21 protein-coding genes are annotated in these 21,871 nt (G+C 70.8%); 16 read left to right on the top strand and 5 right to left on the bottom strand.

Annotated elements, in window-relative coordinates; translation table 11 throughout:
- Positions 1-178: 178 nt before the first annotated feature.
- Positions 179-574: a hypothetical protein gene (locus ABT304_RS17825; RefSeq protein WP_160024036.1), complete on the bottom strand. Its 396-nt coding sequence runs from the start codon at positions 572-574 to the stop codon at positions 179-181.
- 106 nt (positions 575-680) lie between these two features.
- On the opposite strand from ABT304_RS17825, the gene ABT304_RS17820 reads away from it, so the two are divergent.
- The 5 genes from ABT304_RS17820 to ABT304_RS17800 all read left to right on the top strand — a co-directional run bounded on the left by ABT304_RS17820 (position 681) and on the right by ABT304_RS17800 (position 4,382).
- Complete coding sequence (locus tag ABT304_RS17820; RefSeq protein WP_160024034.1) at positions 681-1,880, top strand: homogentisate 1,2-dioxygenase; 1,200 nt, start codon at positions 681-683, stop codon at positions 1,878-1,880.
- Complete coding sequence (gene fahA / locus ABT304_RS17815; RefSeq protein ID WP_350717134.1) at positions 1,877-3,067, top strand: fumarylacetoacetase; 1,191 nt, start codon at positions 1,877-1,879, stop codon at positions 3,065-3,067. The genes ABT304_RS17820 and fahA overlap by 4 nt, the downstream gene beginning before the upstream one ends.
- On the top strand, positions 3,064-3,453 hold the full coding sequence (locus ABT304_RS17810; RefSeq protein ID WP_350717132.1) for an acyl-CoA thioesterase: 390 nt from the start codon (positions 3,064-3,066) through the stop codon (positions 3,451-3,453). The genes fahA and ABT304_RS17810 overlap by 4 nt, the downstream gene beginning before the upstream one ends.
- Positions 3,454-3,505: 52 nt before the next feature.
- The gene (locus tag ABT304_RS17805) at positions 3,506-4,027 is read left to right on the top strand and encodes a pyridoxamine 5'-phosphate oxidase family protein (RefSeq protein WP_350717131.1); all 522 of its coding nucleotides are present in this window, start codon (positions 3,506-3,508) and stop codon (positions 4,025-4,027) included.
- 100 nt (positions 4,028-4,127) lie between these two features.
- Positions 4,128-4,382 (top strand): hypothetical protein, encoded by a 255-nt coding sequence (locus ABT304_RS17800; protein WP_350717129.1) that lies wholly within the window; start codon positions 4,128-4,130, stop codon positions 4,380-4,382.
- A 21-nt stretch (positions 4,383-4,403) separates the two neighbouring features.
- Here the strand turns inward: ABT304_RS17800 and ABT304_RS17795 are convergent, their stop codons facing one another.
- From ABT304_RS17795 to ABT304_RS17785, 3 genes are all read right to left on the bottom strand, one after another.
- On the bottom strand, positions 4,404-6,020 hold the full coding sequence (locus ABT304_RS17795; protein WP_350717127.1) for an AMP-binding protein: 1,617 nt from the start codon (positions 6,018-6,020) through the stop codon (positions 4,404-4,406).
- A 9-nt stretch (positions 6,021-6,029) separates the two neighbouring features.
- On the bottom strand, positions 6,030-7,163 hold the full coding sequence (locus ABT304_RS17790; protein ID WP_350717125.1) for a DUF5938 domain-containing protein: 1,134 nt from the start codon (positions 7,161-7,163) through the stop codon (positions 6,030-6,032).
- Positions 7,164-7,245: 82 nt separating this feature from the next.
- Complete coding sequence (locus tag ABT304_RS17785) at positions 7,246-8,028, bottom strand: SDR family NAD(P)-dependent oxidoreductase (protein ID WP_350717123.1); 783 nt, start codon at positions 8,026-8,028, stop codon at positions 7,246-7,248.
- Between the two features lie 139 nt (positions 8,029-8,167).
- On the opposite strand from ABT304_RS17785, the gene ABT304_RS17780 reads away from it, so the two are divergent.
- Together ABT304_RS17780 and ABT304_RS17775 are read left to right on the top strand one after the other, a co-directional pair.
- Positions 8,168-8,815: a TetR/AcrR family transcriptional regulator gene (locus tag ABT304_RS17780; protein WP_350717121.1), complete on the top strand. Its 648-nt coding sequence runs from the start codon at positions 8,168-8,170 to the stop codon at positions 8,813-8,815.
- Entirely contained in the window at positions 8,812-9,063 is a 252-nt protein-coding gene (locus tag ABT304_RS17775; RefSeq protein WP_350717120.1) for a hypothetical protein, read from the top strand. The genes ABT304_RS17780 and ABT304_RS17775 overlap by 4 nt, the downstream gene beginning before the upstream one ends.
- Before the next feature lie 63 nt (positions 9,064-9,126).
- On the opposite strand, the gene ABT304_RS17770 is transcribed toward ABT304_RS17775, so the two are convergent.
- On the bottom strand, positions 9,127-10,587 hold the full coding sequence (locus ABT304_RS17770; protein WP_350717118.1) for an amidohydrolase family protein: 1,461 nt from the start codon (positions 10,585-10,587) through the stop codon (positions 9,127-9,129).
- Between the two features lie 116 nt (positions 10,588-10,703).
- On the opposite strand from ABT304_RS17770, the gene ABT304_RS17765 reads away from it, so the two are divergent.
- The 9 genes from ABT304_RS17765 to menC are packed head-to-tail and all read left to right on the top strand — an operon-like array spanning position 10,704 to position 21,830.
- Entirely contained in the window at positions 10,704-12,092 is a 1,389-nt protein-coding gene (locus ABT304_RS17765; RefSeq protein ID WP_350717117.1) for a serine hydrolase, read from the top strand.
- 39 nt (positions 12,093-12,131) lie between these two features.
- Positions 12,132-13,742, top strand: coding sequence for an ABC transporter substrate-binding protein (locus tag ABT304_RS17760; RefSeq protein WP_350717115.1), 1,611 nt, complete (start codon positions 12,132-12,134; stop codon positions 13,740-13,742).
- Positions 13,743-13,753: 11 nt separating this feature from the next.
- On the top strand, positions 13,754-14,797 hold the full coding sequence (locus ABT304_RS17755) for an ABC transporter permease (protein WP_350717113.1): 1,044 nt from the start codon (positions 13,754-13,756) through the stop codon (positions 14,795-14,797).
- Positions 14,797-16,650, top strand: coding sequence for a dipeptide/oligopeptide/nickel ABC transporter permease/ATP-binding protein (locus ABT304_RS17750; protein ID WP_350717111.1), 1,854 nt, complete (start codon positions 14,797-14,799; stop codon positions 16,648-16,650). The genes ABT304_RS17755 and ABT304_RS17750 overlap by 1 nt, the downstream gene beginning before the upstream one ends.
- Positions 16,647-17,393, top strand: coding sequence for an ABC transporter ATP-binding protein (locus ABT304_RS17745; protein ID WP_350717109.1), 747 nt, complete (start codon positions 16,647-16,649; stop codon positions 17,391-17,393). The genes ABT304_RS17750 and ABT304_RS17745 overlap by 4 nt, the downstream gene beginning before the upstream one ends.
- On the top strand, positions 17,393-18,778 hold the full coding sequence (locus tag ABT304_RS17740) for a serine hydrolase domain-containing protein (RefSeq protein WP_350717107.1): 1,386 nt from the start codon (positions 17,393-17,395) through the stop codon (positions 18,776-18,778). Before ABT304_RS17745 ends, ABT304_RS17740 begins: the two co-directional genes overlap by 1 nt.
- Positions 18,779-19,915: a M20 family metallopeptidase gene (locus tag ABT304_RS17735; protein WP_350717105.1), complete on the top strand. Its 1,137-nt coding sequence runs from the start codon at positions 18,779-18,781 to the stop codon at positions 19,913-19,915. It abuts the gene before it with no gap.
- Positions 19,912-20,712: a GNAT family N-acetyltransferase gene (locus ABT304_RS17730; protein WP_350717104.1), complete on the top strand. Its 801-nt coding sequence runs from the start codon at positions 19,912-19,914 to the stop codon at positions 20,710-20,712. The genes ABT304_RS17735 and ABT304_RS17730 overlap by 4 nt, the downstream gene beginning before the upstream one ends.
- Complete coding sequence (menC, locus tag ABT304_RS17725; protein ID WP_350717103.1) at positions 20,709-21,830, top strand: o-succinylbenzoate synthase; 1,122 nt, start codon at positions 20,709-20,711, stop codon at positions 21,828-21,830. Before ABT304_RS17730 ends, menC begins: the two co-directional genes overlap by 4 nt.
- Positions 21,831-21,871 lie beyond the last annotated feature (41 nt).

Genomic DNA, 21,871 nt, shown 5'->3' with positions numbered 1-21,871 from the left:
CCACACCCGGGCCGCCGCCCCGACAGCCAGCCAAGTTTTTTCTCGACGGGCGCCGGTGTCAAGGACCGCGAAGCGGCCGGCGAAGCCGGCGGCCGAAGGCCGTCCTTGACTCCGGGGTTCGTCGAGAAGACCCTCCAAGAACGGGTCGGCGGTCCATCCCAACCACGAAAAGACGGGCTCACCCGAAGTCGATGAGCCGCCCATCCTCATGCATGACGCAACCCCGCCCGATCCATGCAACCGCATGCTCCTTGTCCCCGACAGCAATGTGCGAATAGCTAGGCGGAACCCAGACGAGCTCATAGTCGACGTCACCCAGCGCCGCCTCGGTAGCCCGGACAGCATCGTCGGACGGGTCGAGAGTGCGTACTGCCTGTTCGACGGAGTCGAAGTATTTTCGGCCGGCCTCGGAGAGCTCCTTGGCGCACCAAGCGCACGTGCCCAGTGTCTCGATCTGCGCGGCGGTGGCCCTGATCGGGGCGTCGAGGCCGAGGAGCTGGGGGCAGGCCCGGACATGCAGGAGACGACCCGTCGCGTGTGCGACGAAGAGGGTCTCGGGGGTGTCGGAGGGCATCTCCGGATCCTAGGGGAGGGAGGTATGCCCCGGGAGGTACCTGGGACGAATTCAGGACGTTCGGCCCCCGTGATCGCTGTGGTCCAGGTCACGTACGATCCGGGGTATGGCGCATTACCAACAGCGCGGGCACATCCCGCCCAAGCGGCACACCCAACACCGCGACGGAGAAGGGAATCTCTATTACGAAGAGCTCATGGGCGAGGAAGGGTTCTCCTCGGACTCCTCCCTGCTCTACCACCGCCACATCCCCTCGGCGGTGAAGGACGTACGCATCTGGGAGCTGCCCGACCACGGCACCACCCCCAACCACCCGCTGCGCCCGATGCACCTCGGGCTGCACGACCTCTTCCCGGGGGAGGAGTGGAAGAGCGCCGATGCGATCACGGGCCGCCGGTTGGTGCTGGGCAACGGCGACGTCCGGCTCCACTACGCGGTGGCGGGGGAGACCTCGCCGCTCTACCGCAACGCGATCGGCGACGAGTGTGTCTACGTCGAGTCCGGGACCGGTGTCGTCGAGACGGTCTTCGGCGACCTGATGGTGGGAGAGGGCGACTACGTGGTGATCCCACGCGCCACCACCCACCGCTGGGTGCCCGTCGGCGACGCTCCGCTGCGGGTCTACGCGATCGAGGCGAACTCCCACATCGCCCCGCCGAAGCGCTACCTCTCCCGGTTCGGCCAGTTCCTCGAGCACGCCCCGTACTGCGAAAGGGACCTGCGGCTCCCGACCGACCCGCAGACCGTGGACGCGAGTGAGGCCGAGGTCTACATCAAGCATCGCGGCCCCGGAGCCGGCGGCATCGCCGGCTCGGTCCACGTCCTCCCGCACCACCCGTTCGACGTCGTCGGCTGGGACGGCTGCCTCTACCCCTACGTCTTCAACATCGCCGACTACATGCCGATCACCGGCAAGGTCCACCAGCCGCCGCCGGCCCACCAGGTCTTCGAGGGCAACAACTTCGTGATCTGCAACTTCGTGCCGCGCAAGGTGGACTACCACGAGCTCGCGGTTCCGGTGCCCTACTACCACTCCAACGTCGACTCCGACGAGGTCATGTTCTACGTCGGCGGCGACTACGAGGCCCGCAAGGGCTCCGGGATCGGCATCGGCTCGATCACCCTCCACCCCGGCGGCCACGCCCACGGCCCGCAGCCCGGCGCGATGGAGCGCAGCCTGGGTGCGGAGTTCTTCGACGAGCTCGCAGTCATGGTCGACACCTTCCGGCCCCTCGAGGTCGGCGAGGCCGGCGCCACGGTCGACGACGGCAAGTACGCCTGGACCTGGGCGGGAGGCCGCCAGTGACGACGTGGCTGGACATCAAGGACAGTCAGTTCGGCCTCGAGGCGCTTCCGTACGCCACCTTCCGCACCGCCGCGGACCCCGCGCCGCGGCTCGGGGTGCGGATCGGTGATCTGGTGCTCGACGTCGCCGCCGTCACGGGCGTCGGCGCCGGTGGTCTCGACGCGCTGCTCGCCGCCGGACCGGCCGTCTGGAAGGACGTACGCACCGAGGTGACCCGGCTGCTTAGCGACCCGGCGAGCGAGGACCAGGTGCGACCGCACCTGATCGCCATCGAGGACGCCGACCTGCTGCTGCCGTTCACGGTGGCCGACTACGTCGACTTCTACGCCTCCGAGCACCACGCGTCCAACGTCGGGAAGATGTTCCGCCCCGACTCCGAGCCGCTGACGCCCAACTGGAAGCACCTGCCGATCGGCTACCACGGCCGCTCCGGCACGGTGGTCGTCTCCGGCACCGACGTCGTCCGGCCGACCGGGCTGCGGAAGACGCCCGACGGCATCGTCGACGGCCCCTCGATCCGCCTCGACATCGAGGCCGAGATGGGGTTCGTCGTCGGGGTCGGCTCGGAGCAGGGCACTCCGGTGCCGCTAGCCGAGGCCGCCGACCACATCTTCGGGATCACGCTCCTCAACGACTGGTCCGCGCGCGACATCCAGGCCTGGGAGTACGTCCCGCTGGGCCCGTTCCTCGGCAAGTCGTTCGCCACCTCGATCTCGCCGTGGGTCCTCCCGCTCGCGGCGCTCGACGCGGCCCGGGTTCGGCCCCCGGAGCGAGACGTCCCGCTGGCCGGCTACCTGGACGACTCTGCGCTGGAGCCCTGGGCCCTCGACCTCGCCCTCGAGGTCAGGCTCAACGGGTCACTGGTCGCCGAGCCGCCCTTCGCCACGATGTACTGGACCGCCCCGCAGATGCTCGCGCACATGACCGCGAACGGCGCCTCGCTGCGCGTCGGCGACCTGTTCGCCAGCGGCACGATCAGCGGTCCGGAGCCGGGCCAGCGCGGTTCGTTCCTGGAGCTCAGCTGGTCGGGGGCCGAGCCGTTCAAGCTCGACGACGGCTCCACCCGTACGTTCCTGGAGGACGGCGACGAGGTCACCATCACCGCCACCGCGCCCGCGCCGGGCGGCGGCCGGATCGCGCTCGGTGAGGTCAGCGGGCGGATCCTGCCCGCGAAGGAGCGGTCGTGACGACGGTCTACGAGTTCACGCCCCGCTACCTTGAGGTCGACATGCAGGGGGTGATGTTCAACGGCTGGTACCTCACCTACGTCGACGAGGCGATGACCCACTTCATCGACACCCGTGGGGTGCCGTACAGCCGCTGGCAGGAGCTGGGTGTCGACGTCCAGCTCGCCCACGCCGACCTGGACTGGAAGGCCGGCATCGGCCTCGGCGACCGCGTCCAGGTGCCGGTGCGCACCACCCGGATCGGCACCAAGAGCTTCACGCTCGAGTTCGAGTTCCGCCGGGGCGAGGACGTCACCTGCGCCGTGTCGGTCGTCTACGTGGTCGTCGCTGCCGACGGCTCGGGGTCGACCGCCATCCCACCGGAGATCGTCACCGCGATCAGCTAGCCGCGCAAGAACGGTCAAGCGACTTCGGGACCGTCGGTGTGAGACTCGTCGTGTGCACGAGACAGACGAAGAGATCGCCGACCTGCAACGCCTCCTGGACGCCTCGATCGGCCGCGCGAGCGGTCATCTGACCGGCATCGTCAACGACGAACAGCGCCTGAACGCCCGTCAGCTCGTCACCGAGCTGACGGGCATGAAGGTGCTGGTGCTGGCCACTGTGACCGCCCGCGGTGAGCCGCGGACGAGCTGCGTCGACGGCCACTTCGTACACGGTCGCTGGCTGTTCGGGACCTCTCCCACCGCCATCAAGGCCAAGCACATGCTCGCCCGCCCCGCCGTCAGCGCGACCCACGTCGATGGTGAGCGCATCGGCGTCTTCACCCACGGCACCGCGCACGTGGTCTCCGAGGGGCCGGAGTTCGACGAGCACAACGCCTACTTCACCGAGTTCTACGGCTCGGACCCACAGACCTGGGAGGGGCCGGGCGTCGTCTACGCCACCATCGAGCCGAGCTGGATGGTGGCGTACGCCGCCGATCCAGCCGCCTTTCCGGAGCAAACGAAGGCAGACTGACGATACTGACAGAAAAGGGTGAGCAGCGGGGGACATTTCTGACAGCGACGAGGCGGAGCGTGGTGGGTGTCCGACAGGAACACCAACCAAGGAGATCATCATGAAGCTCATCCGAATCGCTGCCGCCGCCCCGCTCGCCGCTGCCCTGATCGCCGGCGGTGCGCTGGCGACCTCGGCATCGGCCTCGACCGCCGAGGGCGGCTGGGAGTACACCGGCCGCGACTTCTACTGGCAGGACGACTGTGCTGCCGCCGGTGCGGAGATGCTGGAGGACGGTGACATCACCGCATGGCGCTGCGACGGCTCCGAGTCGCCGTTCGACGACTACTCGCTGTTCGTCATCTGGGCGGCTTGAGGGCTTTACTGCCTGAGTGCTTTACGGCCGAGTCGGCGCATCCGCCCCCTCCCGCTCGCTTCGCTTCGCGGGACACGGGGGCAGATGCGCCGACTCGGCCCCATGAGACAGGCTTTTCTTGATCTCCGTCTTGAGCACCTTGCCGACCTTCGAGCGCGGCAGGTCCGGCCAGACCTCGATCTGCTTGGGAGTCTTGACCGCGCCGATCCGCTCCTTGACGTACGCCTTCAGGTCGCTGACATCGACCGTGGCGCCCGGCCTGGGCAGGATGACGGCGGTGACGCGCTCGCCCCACTTCTCGTCCGGGAGCCCGACCACCGCGCAGTCGGCGACGGACGGATGCGTCATCAGCGCCTGCTCGACCTCGGTGGAGTAGACGTTGAAACCACCGGTGATCACCATGTCCTTGGCGCGGTCGACGATGTGCAGGAAGCCGTCCTCGTCGAGGAAGCCGATGTCGCCGGTGTGGTGCCAGCCGTGCGCGCTCGCTTCGGCGGTCGCCTCGGGGTTGTCGAGGTAGCCACGCATGACCAGCGAGCTGCGTACGACGATCTCGCCACGCTCGCCGGAACCGAGCAGCGCGCCGCGCTCGCCCATGATCGAGACCGTCACCAGTGGCGAAGGCCGACCGGCCGAGGAGAGCCGCTCGGTGGCGACCGTCCCGTCCGAGTGGAAGTGGTCGGCGGGTGACATGGTCGCGATCATCATCGGCGCCTCGGTCTGCCCGAACAGCTGCGCCATCACCGGGCCGATCCGGGTGAGCGCCTCCTCCAGACGCGTCGCCGACATCGGTGCCGCGCCGTACCAGAAGCAGCGCAGCGAGTCGAGGTCTGTCGACTTCAGCGCCGGGTGGTCCAGCACCAGGTAGATCAGCGTCGGCGGCAGGAATGTGTGGGTGACGTGGTGGTGCTCGATGTGCTCGAGGAACGCACCCACGTCCGGCGTACGCATCACCACGATCTTGCCGCCCAGGCACATCACCGGGAAGCAGAGCACCCCGGCGGCGTGGGTGAGCGGCGCGAGCGCGAGATAGGTGGGACGTTCAGGCGCACCCGGCCACGGGTAGGCCATCAGGGTGATCGCCGACATCGTCTCCAGGTTGGTGCCGGTGAGCATGACGCCCTTGGGTCGCCCGGTCGTCCCGCCGGTGCCGACGACCATGGCCAGGTCGTCCTCGACCTCGACGGGCTCGAACACCTCGGTGGCAGCGCCGAGGAAGTCGTCCCAGCCGATCGCCCAGTCGTAGGTCGCGTCGAGGCAGACCAGGGTGGTGAGCTCCGGCAGGTCGCCGCGGATCTGGTCGACCAGGCCGGCGAAGGCCGACTGGAAGATCAGCGCAGAGCAGCCGAAGAGGTCGAGGAGCTCCCGGTTCTCCGCCGCCTCGCTGCGCGGGTTGATCGGGCACCAGACGCCCCCCGCGCGACTGATCCCGAAGACGGAGGCGAAGGCGACCGGGTCGTTGGCCGAGAGGATGGCGACCTTCGCGCCCGGGGCGACGCCGCGGGCCCGCAGGCCCGCGGCGACGCGCACCGAGAGATCGACGACCTCGGCGTACGACCAGGTGTCCTCGCCGCAGACGAGACAGGGCGCGTCGCCTCCCAGCGAGGCACCCTTGTCCAGATAGTCGACGAGCCGCATCGGGCCGCCTCAGCCGCGCTGCCGGGTCACGACCGGCTCCGAGACGAGCCCGAAGGCCTGCAGCTGGCCGAGGAGCTCGCGGTGGCCGAACGCCTGGCAGCCCGAGGCGAAGCCCACCCGGCGAGGCGGCTGCTGCAGCAGCGAGTAGGCGACGTACGCCTGCAGCAGTCCCGTCTGCTTGTAGTTCTGGTTGCCGTGGATGACGCAGTGCGCGCGCCCCAGCGGGCCGGAGGCGTGGACCGAGTCGAGCGACTTGTTGAGCCGGGGGTTCTCGCGCGGCGGCATCTGGTTCATCACCTGGGCCGCCGTGGCGGTCAGCGCCTCGTCGCGCTGCTCGGCGTCCATGTCCTTGGTCGCCTCCAGTGCACCCGCCACGATCTGCGGCACACCGTTCATCAGCGCGGCGTTGAAGACGCCACCCTGGGCCTTGCAGGTGGCCACCTTCGGGTCGCGGCGATACCAGACCGGGTGCGAGGTGCCGCCCCAAGGCAGCGAGAGCGCCAGCTCGTGCTGGCCCGGCACCACGAGCGGGACCAGTCCGGCGGTCGGGTCGAACTCGACGTACGCGTTCTGCTCGAGGTAGTGAGCCTTCGAGGTCGCCGCGTTCACCAGGATCGTGCGGGTCGAGGCGATCGTGGGGGAGCCACCCCAGAAGACCGCGATGTCGAGGGTGTCGAGGCCGGGCTGCTCGAGGCAGATCTCGGCCGCGATCTCGCCGGTCGTGTACATCTGCGCGATGCCCGGCGCGAGCAGCAGGCCCTTCTCGGCGAAGCCCTCGCTGTAGGTCTCGTCGCAGGTGATCAGCCAGTCCTGCTCGCCGGTGGTGTCGGCGTAGTGGACGCCGGCGGCCAGCGCTGCCTCCACGACCTGGGGGCCGTACGACGAGAACGGGCCGACGGTGTTGAGCACGACCCGCGCCCCGGTGAGCAGCTCGGTGAGCGCCTCGACGGAGTGCTCGACCTCGGCGATCTCGTAGTCGGCGGTCTCGATGCCGGGCACGTTGGCGGCCATCGAGGCGACCAGCTTGTCCTTGGAGCGGCCGGCGGCCACGAACGGCACACCGAGCTCGCGCAGGTATTCGCACACCAGCCGGCCGGTGTAGCCGGAGGCGCCGTAGACGACGACAGGCTTGTTCTCGCTCATGCCGCCGCCTCCGTAGTGGAAAGCGAAGAATACGGACGCGGCGGCCTGAGGCCGTCGGTCGCTCGCTGACGCTCGCTCATGGTCACATCCCCATTCCGCCGTCGACCGCGAGGCCGACTCCGTTGACGAAGGCCGCCTGGTCGGAGGCCAGGAAGACGACCGCGTTGGCCATGTCCTCGACCGTGCCGAGACGTCCCGACGGGGTCAGCTCGACGACGCCGCCGACGGCCGCCTCCGGAGACTCGAAGAGGCCGAGCTGGGCTACGTCGTTGGCCAGCCCGGCACCCATCTCGGTCGGGACCAGTCCGGGGTAGATGCAGTTGACGCGTACGCCGTAGCCGAGCTTGCCGCTCTCCATCGCCGCCACGCGGGTCAGCCGGTCGACGGCGCTCTTGGTGGCCGAGTAGACCGAGATGCCGGGGAAGGCGATGGTGGCCGCGACCGAGGCGACGTTGACGATCACGCCGCCCTTGCCGGCGGCGCCGTCGGGCCGCATCGTGCGCAGGCCGTGCTTGAGGCCGAGGGCGGTGCCGAGCACGTTGACCTCGAGCATCTTCTTCACGTCGTTCGGGTCGAGCTCGGTGACCAGGCTGGTGATCTCGACACCGGCGTTGTTGACCAGGATGTCGAGCCCGCCGAGCGCGTCGACCGCGGCGGCCGCGCCGGCCTCCCAGGAGGCGTCGTCGGTGACGTCGAGGTGCACGAAGGTGCCGCCGATGGACTCGGCCACCTTGGTGCCCTGGTCGTCCTTCAGGTCAGCGACGGCCACCGTGGCGCCGGCCGCCGCGAGCGCTCGGGCCATTCCCTCGCCCAAGCCTTGGGCACCGCCGGTGACGAGTGCCGTGCGTCCACTCAGATCGGTCATCTGTGACTCCTTCGTCGCTGTGATCGGGCTCACAGACAATCGCGAATCTTGACGACTGTCAAGATTTCTCTTGACGATTGACCAGAAAATGGTCCGGACGGCATCGAGCGACGCACAGGAGGGGGTATCGTTGCCGCCCATGACCCAGGTCGCCGCACCCAAGTCGCCTCGCCGCACGCCTGCCGACAAGCACGACGAACGCCGCAAGGCGCTCGCCGAGTCGGCGCTGCGTACGTTGGGGGAGCTGGGCTACGCCCGCGCCAGCCTGCGGGAGATCGCCAACAACTCCGAGTTCAGCCACGGCGTCGTGCACTACTACTTCAACGACAAGCTCGAGCTGATCGTCTACTGCGTGCGCTACTACAAGCAGACCTGCGTCCACCGCTACGACGGTGTCGTCGCCGAGGCGACCTCTCCCGATGACCTCGTCGTGCGGTTCGGCGACAAGCTGGTCGAGACGATCGTCGAGGAAGCGCCGATGCACCGGCTCTGGTACGACCTGCGCTCGCAGTCCATGTTCGAGGAGAGCCTGCGCGAGGCGGTCACCCAGATCGACCAGAGCCTGGAGGACATGATCGCGCGCGTCGTGAACCGCTACGCCGAGCTCGCCGGCACCGAGCCCGCGATCGCGGCGCCGGTCGCCTACGGGATGTTCGACGGCATCTTCCAGCAGGCGCTGCTGGGTCACCTCAACGGCCGTCCCGGCGCCTTGGACGACCTGCGCGACCAGGTCGTCGGACTGATGCCGATGCTGCTCGCGCGCCATGCACCGGGAGAACTGCGATGACACCGATGATCGGCCTGCCCACCGGAACCGAGTGGGCCTACCTGATCGGCGGCACGGCGCTGCTGCTGGTCGGGCTGGCGGTCACCGTGTGGTGGCTGTTGATGCTGGTGCAGGCCCTGCGGACACCGGACAGCGTGTGGGCCGCGGCCGGTCAGAGCAAGATCCTCTACGTCCTGCTGATGATCTTCCTCGGCTGGCTCGGGGCGCTCCTCTACGTCTTCATCGCCCGGCCCGGGCTTCGCGCCTGAGCCTCACCCGACCATCGCGACCACGGCCGCCGCGGCGATGCGTACGCTCCCGATCGGCGCGCGTCAGCGGCGGATCGGCCGGCCCGGGTACGCCGTGGGGTCGAGGCTGCCGTCGCGCACGACGAAGGTGCCGTCGACCAGGAGGTGGACGACTCCGGCCGAGGGCCGGGTGGGGTCGAGGTAGGTCGCCTGGTCGGTGATCCGGTCGGGGGAGAGGACGACCAGGTCGGCGTCGGCGCCGGGCGCCAGGTATCCCTTGCCGCGCATCGCCGAGGTGAAGGGGGCGAGCACCTGAGCCGGTAGGTAGGAGCAGCGGCGGAAGGCCTCCGGCCACGTCCAGGCACCGGTCTCGCGGACCATACGGCGCAGCGAACGGGCGTAGGTGCCCGAGGTGCGAGGGTGGGTCTGGCCGCCGAGCGGCAGCGGCCACTCCCGGGTGTCGGTGACCCCGCCGGCCCACTCCACCGGCATGGAGTCGCTGGCCACGATCGCGTCGGGGAAGGCGAGGGTGCGCTGCAGCATCGCGTTGTCGGTGGGGGAGTCCTCATCGAGGAAGCGGACCACGCAGACGGCGCCGGGGTCCGTCGCCCGCAGCTCGGCCAGGCGCGCGAGCGACGCGATCCGCTCGCCGGTGGTCACCATCGTGATCGAGGACGGAGTCAGACCCCAGGCGCCGAGCCGCTCAGGAGCGAGGAAGAAGGCGCCGATCGCCGTGGAGCCGGCTCCGTACGGATAGGCCTCGACGGTCACGTCCGACCCGGCCGTGCGAGCGTCGTCGAGCAGGCCGAGGACGCGGTCGACGTGGCGGCGGGAAGTGCTGTTGACGTGGCAGTGGTGCATCCGCGCGCCCGTCTCGGCGGCGGCGCGGGTGATCTCCTCCGAGCCGTCGATCGGAGTGCTGGGGTCTGCCTCGACGATCTCGCGAACGTGGGTGAACGCCGCGGTTCCGCTGCGGGCGGCGAGCCGGGCGACGTCGAGGAACTCGGCGGGGTCCGAGCGTGGGGCGTAGCCCATCAGCACTCCGATCCCGAGGGCCCCCGCGGCCAGCTCGGACTCGAGCAGCTCGAGCCAGGCGTGCCGCTCCGCGGCCGAGGACGTACGCTGCCAGGCCGGGTCGCCGAGCATCGACAACGAGGCCTCCAGGTCGGCCCCCGGCGTGATCCCGAGGTGCGCGACGGCACGCGCGTCGCCCCATGAGGCAGAGAACCCGTAGTGGAGCACCCGGCCGTCGGCCGCAGCCCGCTGGTAGGCCAGGTCGAGGGGGAGCAGCCCGGCCTCGAGGTCGAGGGTGGTGGTGACTCCGTCCATCGCCTGGAGCCTCTGGCCGGCGATCGAGTGGACGTGGCTGTGCAGGTCGACGAACCCGGGGCCGACGACCAGCCCGGTCACGTCGATCACCTCGGCGGTGGGGTCGTCGGGGACGTTCCCGACGGCCACCACGGACCCGTCGGAGACGGCCACGTCGGCCACCTGCTCTGTCCCTGCTCGAGGGTCGACGACGAGGCCACCACGGAGAATCAGCACGTCGCCATCAAACCGTCACCGGCCACGGCGGCCATTGTCCGATCGGACAACAGGGTGCCCGGTTGACTGTCCGATGGGACGAACACGCACCCGTCGGGACTCCCTACGGTTTCGGCATGCCCCACGACCCGACCCGCCCGGACGCCGCCCGGTTCCTGCAGGAGAGCTTCGCCGACCTCGTCGCAGAGCACGGGGTGCCCGGCGCCTCGATCGCCGTCCTTCTCGGCGACGAGGTGGTCGCCGCCGCGGCCGGCACGACCAGCCTGGCCACCGGAGTCGAGGCCGACACCGAGACGGTCTTCCAGATCGGCTCGATCACCAAGGTCTGGACCGCGACGCTGGTGATGCAGCTCGTCGACGACGGTCTCCTCGATCTGGACCGGCCGGTACGCGACTACCTGCCCGAGCTCGTCATCGGCGACCGCGAGGCCGGCGAGACGATCACGACCCGCCAGCTGCTGTGCCACACGGCCGGTTTCGAGGGTGACATCTTCACCGATACCGGGCGCGGCGAGGACGCGGTCGAACGCTACGTCGCGACCCTCACCGACCTGCCGCAGCTCTTCGCCCCTGGTGAGACGTTCTCCTACAACAACACCGGTTTCGTCGTGCTCGGGCGGCTGGTCGAGGTGCTGCGAAAGGCCCCGTTCGACCAGGTGCTCCTCGAGCGGATCGCGCGACCGCTCGGTCTTGCCAGCGTCTCCCCGAGTCCGTACGAGGCGATCCTGCGCCGTGCCGCCACGGGACACATGCCGGGGGCGGACGGCTCCCCGGAAGCGGCGCCGACCTGGGCGCTGGCCAGGTCCAACGCGCCGGCCGGCTCGATGCTCGCGATGACGGCAAGCGACCTGCTCGGCTTTGTCCGGATGCACCTGAACGGCGGGACCGCACCCGACGGCACCCAGGTTCTCTCGGCCGACTCCGTCGAGGCGACGCGGGAGCGCCAGGTCGAGCTGCCGCTGCTCTCCGGGATGGGCAGCGCCTGGGGTCTGGGCTGGGAGCTCATCGACACCCCGCAGGGCACCGTCATCGCGCACGACGGCGGCACCATCGGCCAGGCCGCGTTCCTCCGCGTCGTACCCGAGCAGGGGCTCGCCGTCGCGCTGCTCACCAACGGAGGTGAGGTCTTCGGGCTCTTCAACGCGGCGGTCGCGCGTCTGCTCGAGGACCTCGGCGGCGTACGGCTTCCTGACCGGCCCACCCCGCCGGCCGCGCCCGCGACGGTCGAGCTCGACCGGTTCGTCGGGCGCTATGCGGACACGATCTACGACATCGAGGTCACCGCCGACGGCGCCGGCGGACTCGTCCTGGACCGCACCCCCAAGGACGTCATCGCGGAGATCGGCGAGCAGCCGATGCGGTTCCCTCTCGTCCACCTCGACGGCGACTCCTTCATCGCCACCGAGCCCGTCCGCGGCATCCATGTCGTCTTCGCCTTCATCGGCGAGGCGGACGCCCGGGCGAAGTACGTCCACTACGGCCGCGTCGTCGCGCGCGCCGACTGACCATCCCCCCCCAGAACCCGTACGAAAGAGGTACGCCCCATGAACCTGCGCCGATCCCGAGCAGCCCTGGCGAGACCCGTCCTCCTGACGCTGACCCTGCCCCTGGTCGCCGCGGGCCTGGCCGCGTGCGGCTCCGGCTCGGGCAGCGGCAGCGAGTCCGAGGAGTACGTCGACGGCAAGCCGTTCACGATGGCCATCGCCTCCGATCCCGGTGCCCTGGACCCGCACGGCGGCGTGACCAGCACCCTGCTGCAGCTGAGCCGGTTCGCGTACGACTCCCTGGTCAGCGTCGACAAGGAAGGGGAGGTGCGCTCGCAGCTCGCGGAGAAGTGGAGCGTGGACGGCACGACGGTCACCTTCGACATCAAGAAGGACGTGACCTGCGCGGACGGCTCGGCGTTCACCGCCCAGACCGTCGTCGACAACATCAGCTACGTCGAGGACCCGAAGAACAAGAGTCCCTACCTGGGCGTCTTCATCCCGGCCGGCGCGACCGCGAAGGCATCCGGACAGACCGTGACGGTCACTCTGGCGGCTCCGGCACCGTTCGTGCTGGCCTCGTTCGCCTATCTGCCGATGGTGTGCGACAGCGGCCTCGCCGACCGGGAGAGCCTCAAGACCGGGACCGCCGGGACCGGTCCGTACGTGCTCGAGGACGTCGTCCCCGGCGACCGCTACACCTACGAGGTCCGCAAGGACTACACGTGGGGTCCCGACGGCGCCACCACCGCAGCCACGGGCACCCCCGCAACGATCGAGGCCAAGATCGTCGCCAACAACACGACCGTGGCCAACCAGCTCCTCTCCGGCGAGCTCAACGCCGCCTCGATCACCGGTCAGGACGCTGCCCGGCTGGACGCCGCGAAGCTGAACCGCGTGGACGCACAGGCCGTCGTCGGTGAGCAGTGGTTCAACCACAACGAGGGCCACCCGACCGCCGACCCCGCGGTACGCGCCGCGCTGACCCAGGCGCTCGACCTGGCCGAGCTGCAGAAGGTGATCACCGCCGACAAGGGTGGCCCGGCCACCCAGCTCGCGGTCGTCGAGCCCGCCGGCTGCACCGGCTCCTCGGTCGAGGGCAACCTGGTCGACAACGACGCCGCCGCCGCCGAGAAGGCGCTCGACGACGCCGGCTGGACCGCCGGTGCCGACGGCGTCCGGACCAAGGCCGGGCAGCCGCTCGCGGTCGACTTCGTCTACGACTCCTCGCTCGGCGCGTCCGGGACCGCCGCGGCCGAGCTGGCCGTCGCTGCCTGGAAGAAGGTCGGGATCGATGCCAAGGCCACGTCCCTGGACCAGACCGCGATCCAGACCGCGATGTTCGGCACCGGCGACTGGGACGTCATCTGGGAGCCGGTCAACATCAACACCCCCGACCAGATCGTCCCGTTCCTCTCCGGTCCGGCGCCGGCCGAGGGCGGCAACAACTTTGCCGGCATCGCCAACTCCGGCTACGACGCGGCGGTGAAGACCGCGATGGCCAAGAACGGCGCCGAGGGATGTGAGGACTGGCTGGCCGCGGAGGCGAGCCTGTTCGAGTCGTACGACGTGGTGCCGTTCGCCAACAACCTGCTGCCGTTCTTCTCCCAGGGCGCCGAGCTCGAGGTCGTCGGCGGCGTCGTGCCGACCAGCATCCGGATGCTGGGTTGAGGCAGACGTCGATGACGGTGACACCAGCAGTGCACGCGCCCCCGACGACGCGCGGTCCAGGCGGCCCGGGCGGCTCGGGCAGTCCGGGCGGCTCGGGCGGCCTGGGCGGGCGGTGGACACGGTTCGCCCTGCGCCGGGGCGGGCGGCTGCTGGTGTCGCTGTTCGTGCTGGTCACCGCCGCGTTCGTGATGATCCACCTGGTGCCCGGCGACCCGGTCCGGGCCGCGCTCGGGATGACCGCGCCGACCGAGCTCGTCGAGGCGAGGCGGCAGGCGCTCGGCCTCGACGACCCGCTGCTGACCCAGTACCTGGACTATCTCGGCGGCCTGTTCCGCGGCGACCTCGGCGAGTCGATCCAGACCCAGCTTCCCGTCGGCGAGACCATCGGCCGGCGGCTGGGCGCCACGGTCTCGCTCGGCCTCATCGCCTTCGCCCTCGCTCTCCTGATCGCCGTCCCGCTCGGTGTCGCCGTGGCGGTCGCGACTCGGCGCGGCCGGCGGCAGCGTACGTCGCTGGGGTTCGCCTCCAGCAGCGTCGTGATCGGCTCCATCCCCGACTTCCTGATCGGTGTGGTGCTCGTCGCGGTCTTCGCGGTCGGCCTCGGCTGGTTCCCGGTCGCGGGCCGCGAGGACGGGGCCGCGTCCTACGTCCTGCCCGTCCTGGCCCTGGCGATCGGACCGGCGGCGATGCTCGCCCGGATCGTCCGCGTCGAGATGATCTCCGTGCTGGAGTCCGACTACATCCGCACCGCCCGGGCCAAGCGGCTCCCGGCACGACGGATCCACCTGGTGCACGCGCTCCCGAACGCGGTCACCGCGACGCTGACCCTCGGCGGGATGCTGCTGGCCTCGATGGTCGCGGGCACGGTGCTGGTCGAGAACGTCTTCGCCTGGCCCGGGCTCGGCAGCACGATCGTTTCGTCGATCGTCACCAAGGACTATCCGGTCGTGCAGGGCACGGTGCTCGTCTACGGAGTGATCGTGCTCGTGGTCAACACGCTCGTCGACGTCGCGCTCGCGCTCCTCGACCCCCGCTCGACCGTGGGGGAGGCGTGATGAGGGCGCTGCGTACGCCGGTGGGGGCGCTCGGCGCCGGCCTGCTCGCGGCGGTGCTGCTGATGGCCGTCCTCGCTCCGGTCGTCTTCGGCGACGGGGCCGCCGCGGTCGACACCGACAACCTGCTCGCCGGGCCCTCGGCGGAGCACTGGTTCGGCACCGACAACGCCGGCCGCGACCTGTTCCTGCGGGTGCTGGTGGCCACCAGGCTCTCCGTCTCCCTGGCGCTGCTCGCGACCGCGATCGCCGTGCTCACCGGGCTGGTGCTCGGATCGCTGCCGTGGCTGCTCGGGCAGCGGCTCGGGCGGCCGGTGACCGCGCTGGTCAACATCCTCGTCGCTTTCCCCGGACTGCTCTTGGTCCTCTTCCTGGCCACGGTGTTCGGGGTCGGAGCCCGCGGAGCGGTGCTGGCGATCGGGTTCGCCGGTGCGCCCACGTTCGCCCGGCTCTGCCAGACGCTGATCGCCGGCATCGCCTCCCGCGACTACGTCGCAGCGGCCGAGATCGCCGGGCTCGGCCGGATCCGGATCCTGGTGCGGCACGTGCTGCCCAACGTCGCCGAGCCGCTCGTCGTCAACGCGACCATCGGGGCAGGCGGCGCGCTGCTCGCCTTCGCCGGCCTCTCCTTCCTCGGTCTCGGTGTCCAGGCGCCGGCGTACGACTGGGGGCGGCTGATGCAGGACGGTCTGGCCGGGATCTACCTCCACCCGCTCGCCGCGCTCGCGCCGGGGATCGCGGTCGTCATCGCCGGCCTCGCCTTCAACCTCACCGGCGAGGCGGTCGCGGGGGCGCTGGGCGTGACGCCGGTCGTCGGGCCACGCGCCTGGTCGGTGCCGGTTCGCTCAGCTGCCGGGAAGGCGTCCGCGCCGGCCGACGAGCTGGTGCTCGACGTACGCGACCTCGCCGTCGCCTTCCCCGGTCCGTCGGCCCCGGTCGTTCCGGTCCGTGGCGTCTCGCTCTCGCTGCGGCCCGGTGAGGCCGTGGGGATCGTGGGGGAGTCGGGGTCGGGCAAGTCGCTGACCGCGCTCGCGATCGCCCAGCTCGTCGAGGAGCCCTGCCGGGTCACCGGCGAGGTCACCCTCTGCGGCACCGACCTGCACGACGGCGGCCACCACGAGGACCTGCTCGGCACCTCGCTCACCGTGGTCTTCCAGGACCCGATGACCTCGCTCAACCCGGCGATGCGGGTCGGCCCGCAGCTCGCCGAGGTGAGCCGCTTCCATCAGGGGCTCAGCCGGCGGGAAGCACTCGCCCGCGCCGTCGACCGGCTGCGTGCGGTGCGCCTGCGGGACCCGGAGCGGGCCGCCCATGCGTACCCGTTCGAGCTATCCGGGGGCATGCGCCAGCGCGCCATGATCGGGATGGGCCTGATGGGCACGCCACGGTTGATCATCGCCGACGAGCCCACGACCGCCCTGGACGTCACCGTCCAGAAGCAGGTCCTGGCACTCCTCGAGGACGTACGCCGAGAGCACGGCACCGCGATCCTGCTCATCTCCCACGACGTGTCCGTCATCGGCGAGATCTGCGACCGGGTGCTGGTGATGTACGCCGGCCGCATCGTCGAGGAGCTCGCCGCCGGCGACCTCCACAGCGGCGCCCGCCACCCGTACACCCGGGCGCTGGTCGCGGCGGTTCCGTCGATGAGCACACCGCGGGACCAGCCGCTGGCCACCATCCCGGGCCAGCCGGTCGACCCCGCCGCGGTGCCTTCGGGGTGTGCGTACGCCGCCCGGTGCCCGCTCGCGACCGACCAGTGCCTCAGCGAGGAGCCAGCGCTCCTCGACGGGGTCGCGTGCTGGCGCGCAGGGGAGCCACTCCCGTCGGAGCGGACGAGGCAGGTGAGCGCATGAGCATGCGGTTCGAGCAGGTCAGCGTGCGGTTCGGACGCACCCAGGTGCTCCACGAGGTGAGTCTGGAGGTGCCCGACGGGACGATCGTGGGGCTGGTCGGGGAGTCCGGTTCGGGCAAGTCGACGCTCGCGCGGGCCGCGGTCGGGCTGGTGCCGGTCAGCGCCGGGCGGATCCTGGTCGACGGCGTCCCCGCCGGCCGACGCTCGGGCGTCCAGATGGTCTTCCAGGACCCCTACTCCTCCCTCGACCCGCGGATGAGCATCGGCGAGAGCATCGCCGAGGCCATCCCCGGCCGGCCGTCGAAGACCGAACGAGCCGATGAGGTCGCCCGCCTCCTCGAGCTGGTCCACCTCGACCCGGGCCGCGCCGGCCAGCGCCCGGGAAGCCTCTCCGGCGGCCAGCGGCAGCGGGTCGCCCTGGCCCGGGCGCTGGCCGGCAAGCCGCAGGTGCTCATCGCCGACGAGATCACCTCGGCGCTCGACGTCTCGGTCCAGGGCGCCGTACTGAACCTCGTCCGTGAGATGCAGCGCGAGCTCGGCCTCTCGATGCTGTTCATCTCCCACAACCTGGCCGTCGTGCGCTACGTGGCGGACACGGTCGCGGTGATGAGCCACGGGCACATCGTCGAGCACGGGCCCGCGGCCGACGTACTGGAGAACCCGACCCACCGCTACACCCAAGAGCTTCTCGCCGCCGTCCCCGGCGGCACCTCGCCCTCGCCCACCCCCACCAAGGAGACCTGATGACCATCGATTCCGCTCACTGGCAGACCCGGCTCACCGAGCTGACCAAGAAGCACGGCGTCCCCGGGGCCCAGCTGGGCATCCTCCGGATCGGCCGCGACGGCGCCCCGGACGAGCAGGTCACCCTGGCCACCGGCGTGCTCCACCTCGGCACCGGCCAGCCCGCCACGACCGACTCCGTCTGGCAGATCGGCTCGATCTCCAAGGTCTGGACCGCGACCGTGGTGATGCAGCTGGTCGACGAGGGCAAGATCGCCCTCCACACGCCGGTCAAGGAGATCATCGAGGACCTCGAGCTGCGCGACCCTGAGGTCACCGAGAAGGTCACGATCCACCACCTGCTCACCCACACCAGCGGCATCGACGGCGACGTCTTCACCGACACCGGACGTGGCGACGACGTGCTGGAGAAGTACGTCGCCCGCCTCGGCGAGGCTGCCCAGAATCATCCGCTGGGCGCGACCTGGTCCTACTGCAACTCGGGCTATGTGCTGCTCGGCCGGGTCATCGAGGTCGTCACCGGGCAGACCTGGGACCAGGCGATGAAGGAGCGACTCTTCACCCCGCTCGGCCTCACCCGCACCGGCACCCTGCCCGAGGAGGCGATGGTCCACGCGTTCGCGATGGGCCACCTCGGCACCGGCGACGACATCGCCCCCGCGCCGGTCTGGGGGCTGCCTCGCTCGTGCGGCCCGGCCGGCCTGATCACCGCGACCGCTGCCGACGTGCTCGCCTTCGCCCGGATGCATCTGAGCGGTGGGGTGGCGAAGGACGGCACCCGGGTGCTCTCCGCCGCGTCGGTGGCGGCGATGGCCGCCTTCCAGGTCGACTGCCCGGAGAAGGACCTTCTCGGCGACTCGTGGGGCCTGGGCTGGTTCCGGTGCGACTGGCACGGGGCGCGCGCGATCGGTCACGACGGCAACACCATCGGGCAGGCCGCGTTCCTGCGGCTGCTTCCCGAGGCCGGCATCGCGGTCTCGCTCAACACCAACGTCGCCAGCGCCATCGCGTTCTACCAGGACCTCTTCGAGGAGATCTTCGCCGAGCTCGCCGACGTGCGCCTCCCGGACCGCTTCGAGATCCCCGCCGACGCGCCCGACGTCGACATCACGCCCTACCTCGGCGAGTACTCCCGCGAGTCGGTGCTGGAGGAGGTCCTGGTCCTCGACGGCAAGCCGGTGATGCGGACGACCGTCTCCGGGCCCGTCGCCGACCTCGAGGGGGCCTCCGAGCCCGAGGTGCACGAGCTGGTGCCGGTCGCGGACGCGATCTTCGCCGTCAAGCCCGACAAGTCCGAGGCGTACTTCCCCGTGCGCTTCTACACGTTGCCGACCGGCGAGCGATACCTCCACTTCGGCGCCCGCGCGACCCCGAAGAAGGCCTGAATGCGTCAACCTCAGATCGATCTCCACCGGCTCCTGACCGATGTCCGGGAGCTGGTCGAGACCGAGTCGCCCTCCATCGACCTGGACGCCGTGGCGCGCTCGGCCGAGGTCGTGGCACGCCTCGGCGCGGCCCACGTCGGTGCCCCTCCGGAGCGTCTCGTCGTCGATGGCGTCACCCATCTGCGCTGGCGCTTCGGGTCCGGACCCCACGTCCTGCTGCTCGGCCACCACGACACGGTCTGGCCGCACGGCACCCTGGACAGGATCCCGTACGCCGTCACCGACGGTGTCCTGCGCGGCCCCGGCTGCTTCGACATGCTCGCCGGCCTCGTCATGGCGTTCCACGCGGTCGCCGCGCTGCCCTCGCCCGAGGGCATCAGCCTGCTGGTCACCGGTGATGAGGAGCTCGGCTCGCCGTCCTCACGCGCCCTCATCGAGGCCGAAGCCAGGGAGGCGTCGGCGGTGCTCGTGCTCGAGGCCTCGGTCGGCGATGGCGCGCTCAAGACGGCTCGCAAGGGGACCTCGATGTACGAGGTCGAGGTCGTCGGACGGGCAGCTCACGCCGGTCTGGAGCCCGGCAAGGGCATCAACGCGACCGTCGAGCTGGCCCACCAGGTGCCGGCGGTGGCCGCGCTCGCCTCCCCGTCCGCGGGGACGACGGTGACCCCGACGTCCGCGTCGGCGGGCACGACGCTCAACACGGTCCCGGCGGTGGCCCGGTTCACGGTCGACGTACGCGCCTGGAGCGCGGCAGAGCAGGAGCGCGTCGACGCCGGGATGCACGCGCTCGAGCCGGTGCTCGAGGGCGCGAAGCTGGTCGTGCACGGCGGGATCAACCGGCCGCCGCTGGAGGAGTCCATGTCGGCGGCACTGTTCGAGCGGGCCGTCTCGGTCGCCACCCGGCTCGGGCTGCCGGTGCCGGACCAGGCGGCGGTCGGCGGAGCCTCCGACGGCAACTTCGCCGCCGGCGTCGGCACCCCGACGCTCGACGGGCTCGGCGCGGTCGGTGGCGGGGCACATGCCGAGAACGAGCACGTGCTGGTCGACCGGCTGGTCGACCGGACGCTGCTGCTGCACGGGCTGCTCGAGGACCTGGTGGCCGGTCGGTCGGCCGAGGGATCGAGGAACCGGCCGTGACGCGGGCATGGGGGTCGTACGAACGAGCGGCCGCGGCCGCCGGGGTCACCGTCCGCGAGCTCGACGGCATCGCGGAGCTGCAGCGGGCCGAGCAGGTCCTCGGCGGGATCTGGGGCGTCCCGGACAACCCGCCGCTCGGGTCCGAGCTGATGCGTGCGATGCGCAAGGCCGAGGGGTACGTCGCCGGTGCCTTCGACGCGACCAGCGGCGAGATGGTCGGGGTCTGCGTCGGCTTCCACTCGGTGCCGGCGGCCCGCGCGATGCACAGCCACATCGCCGGCGTGGTCCCGCAGATGGCCGGCCGGCACGCGGGCTTCGCGCTCAAGCTGCACCAGCGGGCCTGGTGCCTGGAGCGCGGGATCACCCTGATGGAGTGGACCTTCGACCCGCTCGTGGCCCGCAACGCCTACTTCAACCTGGCCAAGCTCGGCGCCCGGGTCGCGGAGTACCTCCCCGACTTCTACGGCTCGATGGCCGACGGCATCAACGACGGCGAGGACGCCAGCGACCGGATCCTGGTGCACTGGGACCTGGGCTCTGCAGAGGTGGCGGCCGCGTGTGACGGCAGCCCGGTCGACGCGGTCGCGGTGGCCGCCGAGACGCGCGGAGCCTCATGGGTCACGGTGCCCCGCGACATCGAGGCGCTGCGGGTCTCCGACCCCGGCGAGGCCAGGGCATGGCGTACGAAGGTCCGCGAGCAGCTGATGAGCGGCCTGGAGTCGGGCCGGATCGCCGGCTTCGATCGCGACAACGGATATCTCCTGGCCGCAACGGCCACGACGGAAGGAACCGCATGAAGCTGGAAGGGATGGAGCTGCGACGGGTGTCGATGCCACTGGTGTCGCCCTTCCGGACCTCCTTCGGCACCCAGAACGAGCGCGACATCCTGCTGCTGCGCGCGGTGACCTCGCAGAGCGAGGGATGGGGGGAGTGCGTCGCGATGGCGGACCCGCTCTACTCCTCCGAGTACGTCGAGGCGACCGCGGACGTGCTCCGCCGGTTCCTGCTTCCGGCCCTGGCCGCGGCCGGCGGCGCGCTGGAGCAGCACGGGGCGTACGCGGTGGGGAAGGTGCTGCACCCGGTCAAGGGACACCGGATGGCGAAGGCGGCCCTGGAGATGGCGCTGCTCGACGCGGAGCTGCGCGCGGCCGGGAGATCCTGGGCCCGCGAGCTGGGAGCCGTGCACGACCGGGTGCCGAGCGGTGTCTCGGTCGGCATCTTCGACTCCGTGCCCCAGCTGCTGGACGTCGTCGGCGGCTACCTGGACGCCGGCTACGTGCGGATCAAGCTCAAGATCGAGCCGGGCTGGGACATCGAGCCGGTGGCCGCGGTCCGGGAGCGGTTCGGCGACATCCCGCTGCAGGTCGACGCCAACACCGCCTACACGCTGCGCGACGCCCGCCACCTGGCGAAGCTGGATCCGTTCGACCTGCTCCTCGTCGAGCAGCCGCTGGAGGAGGAGGACGTCCTCGGCCACGCGAAGCTGGCCCGCGAGATCCGCACCCCGGTCTGCCTCGACGAGTCGATCGTCTCCGCCCAGACGGCAGCCGCCGCGATCTCACTCGGGGCATGCTCGATCATCAACATCAAACCCGGCCGTGTCGGCGGCTACCTGGAAGCCGTACGCATCCACGACCTCGCCGCCGCGCACGGTCTCGCCGTCTGGTGCGGCGGCATGGTCGAGACCGGGCTGGGCCGCGCCGCCAACGCCGCGCTGGGCGCGCTACCGGGGTTCACCCTTCCCGGTGACATCTCCGCCTCCGACCGGTTCTACCGCACCGACATCACCGAGCCGCTCACCATCGAGGACGGCCACATGAACGTCCCGACCGGCCCGGGTCTGGGAGTCACCCCGATCCCGGAGGTCCTGGAGTCGTTCACCACCTCGACCGAATGGATCCCGCTCGTTGCGTAGCCCTGATGCGTCGTGCTGGGATCCGGCACTAGTATTCCGGG

Source organism: Nocardioides sp. NPDC000445, assembly GCF_040300245.1.
Taxonomy (GTDB): domain Bacteria; phylum Actinomycetota; class Actinomycetes; order Propionibacteriales; family Nocardioidaceae; genus Nocardioides.
This window is presented reverse-complemented; position numbering and strand designations above follow the sequence as displayed.

Excerpts from the sequence above, each read along its gene's own strand:
- ABT304_RS17800 (WP_350717129.1), top strand. The coding sequence starts at position 4,128 with ATGAAGCTCATCCGAATCGCTGCCGCCGCCCCGCTCGCCGCTGCCCTG.
- ABT304_RS17750 (WP_350717111.1), top strand. The coding sequence starts at position 14,797 with ATGAGGGCGCTGCGTACGCCGGTGGGGGCGCTCGGCGCCGGCCTGCTC.
- ABT304_RS17755 (WP_350717113.1), top strand. The coding sequence starts at position 13,754 with ATGACGGTGACACCAGCAGTGCACGCGCCCCCGACGACGCGCGGTCCA.
- ABT304_RS17785 (WP_350717123.1), bottom strand. The coding sequence starts at position 8,028 with ATGACCGATCTGAGTGGACGCACGGCACTCGTCACCGGCGGTGCCCAA.
- ABT304_RS17820 (WP_160024034.1), top strand. The coding sequence starts at position 681 with ATGGCGCATTACCAACAGCGCGGGCACATCCCGCCCAAGCGGCACACC.
- ABT304_RS17790 (WP_350717125.1), bottom strand. The coding sequence starts at position 7,163 with ATGAGCGAGAACAAGCCTGTCGTCGTCTACGGCGCCTCCGGCTACACC.
- ABT304_RS17775 (WP_350717120.1), top strand. The coding sequence starts at position 8,812 with ATGACACCGATGATCGGCCTGCCCACCGGAACCGAGTGGGCCTACCTG.
- ABT304_RS17740 (WP_350717107.1), top strand. The coding sequence starts at position 17,393 with ATGACCATCGATTCCGCTCACTGGCAGACCCGGCTCACCGAGCTGACC.
- ABT304_RS17825 (WP_160024036.1), bottom strand. The coding sequence starts at position 574 with ATGCCCTCCGACACCCCCGAGACCCTCTTCGTCGCACACGCGACGGGT.
- ABT304_RS17780 (WP_350717121.1), top strand. The coding sequence starts at position 8,168 with ATGACCCAGGTCGCCGCACCCAAGTCGCCTCGCCGCACGCCTGCCGAC.
- ABT304_RS17795 (WP_350717127.1), bottom strand. The coding sequence starts at position 6,020 with ATGCGGCTCGTCGACTATCTGGACAAGGGTGCCTCGCTGGGAGGCGAC.
- ABT304_RS17735 (WP_350717105.1), top strand. The coding sequence starts at position 18,779 with ATGCGTCAACCTCAGATCGATCTCCACCGGCTCCTGACCGATGTCCGG.
- ABT304_RS17760 (WP_350717115.1), top strand. The coding sequence starts at position 12,132 with ATGAACCTGCGCCGATCCCGAGCAGCCCTGGCGAGACCCGTCCTCCTG.
- ABT304_RS17745 (WP_350717109.1), top strand. The coding sequence starts at position 16,647 with ATGAGCATGCGGTTCGAGCAGGTCAGCGTGCGGTTCGGACGCACCCAG.
- menC (WP_350717103.1), top strand. The coding sequence starts at position 20,709 with ATGAAGCTGGAAGGGATGGAGCTGCGACGGGTGTCGATGCCACTGGTG.
- ABT304_RS17765 (WP_350717117.1), top strand. The coding sequence starts at position 10,704 with ATGCCCCACGACCCGACCCGCCCGGACGCCGCCCGGTTCCTGCAGGAG.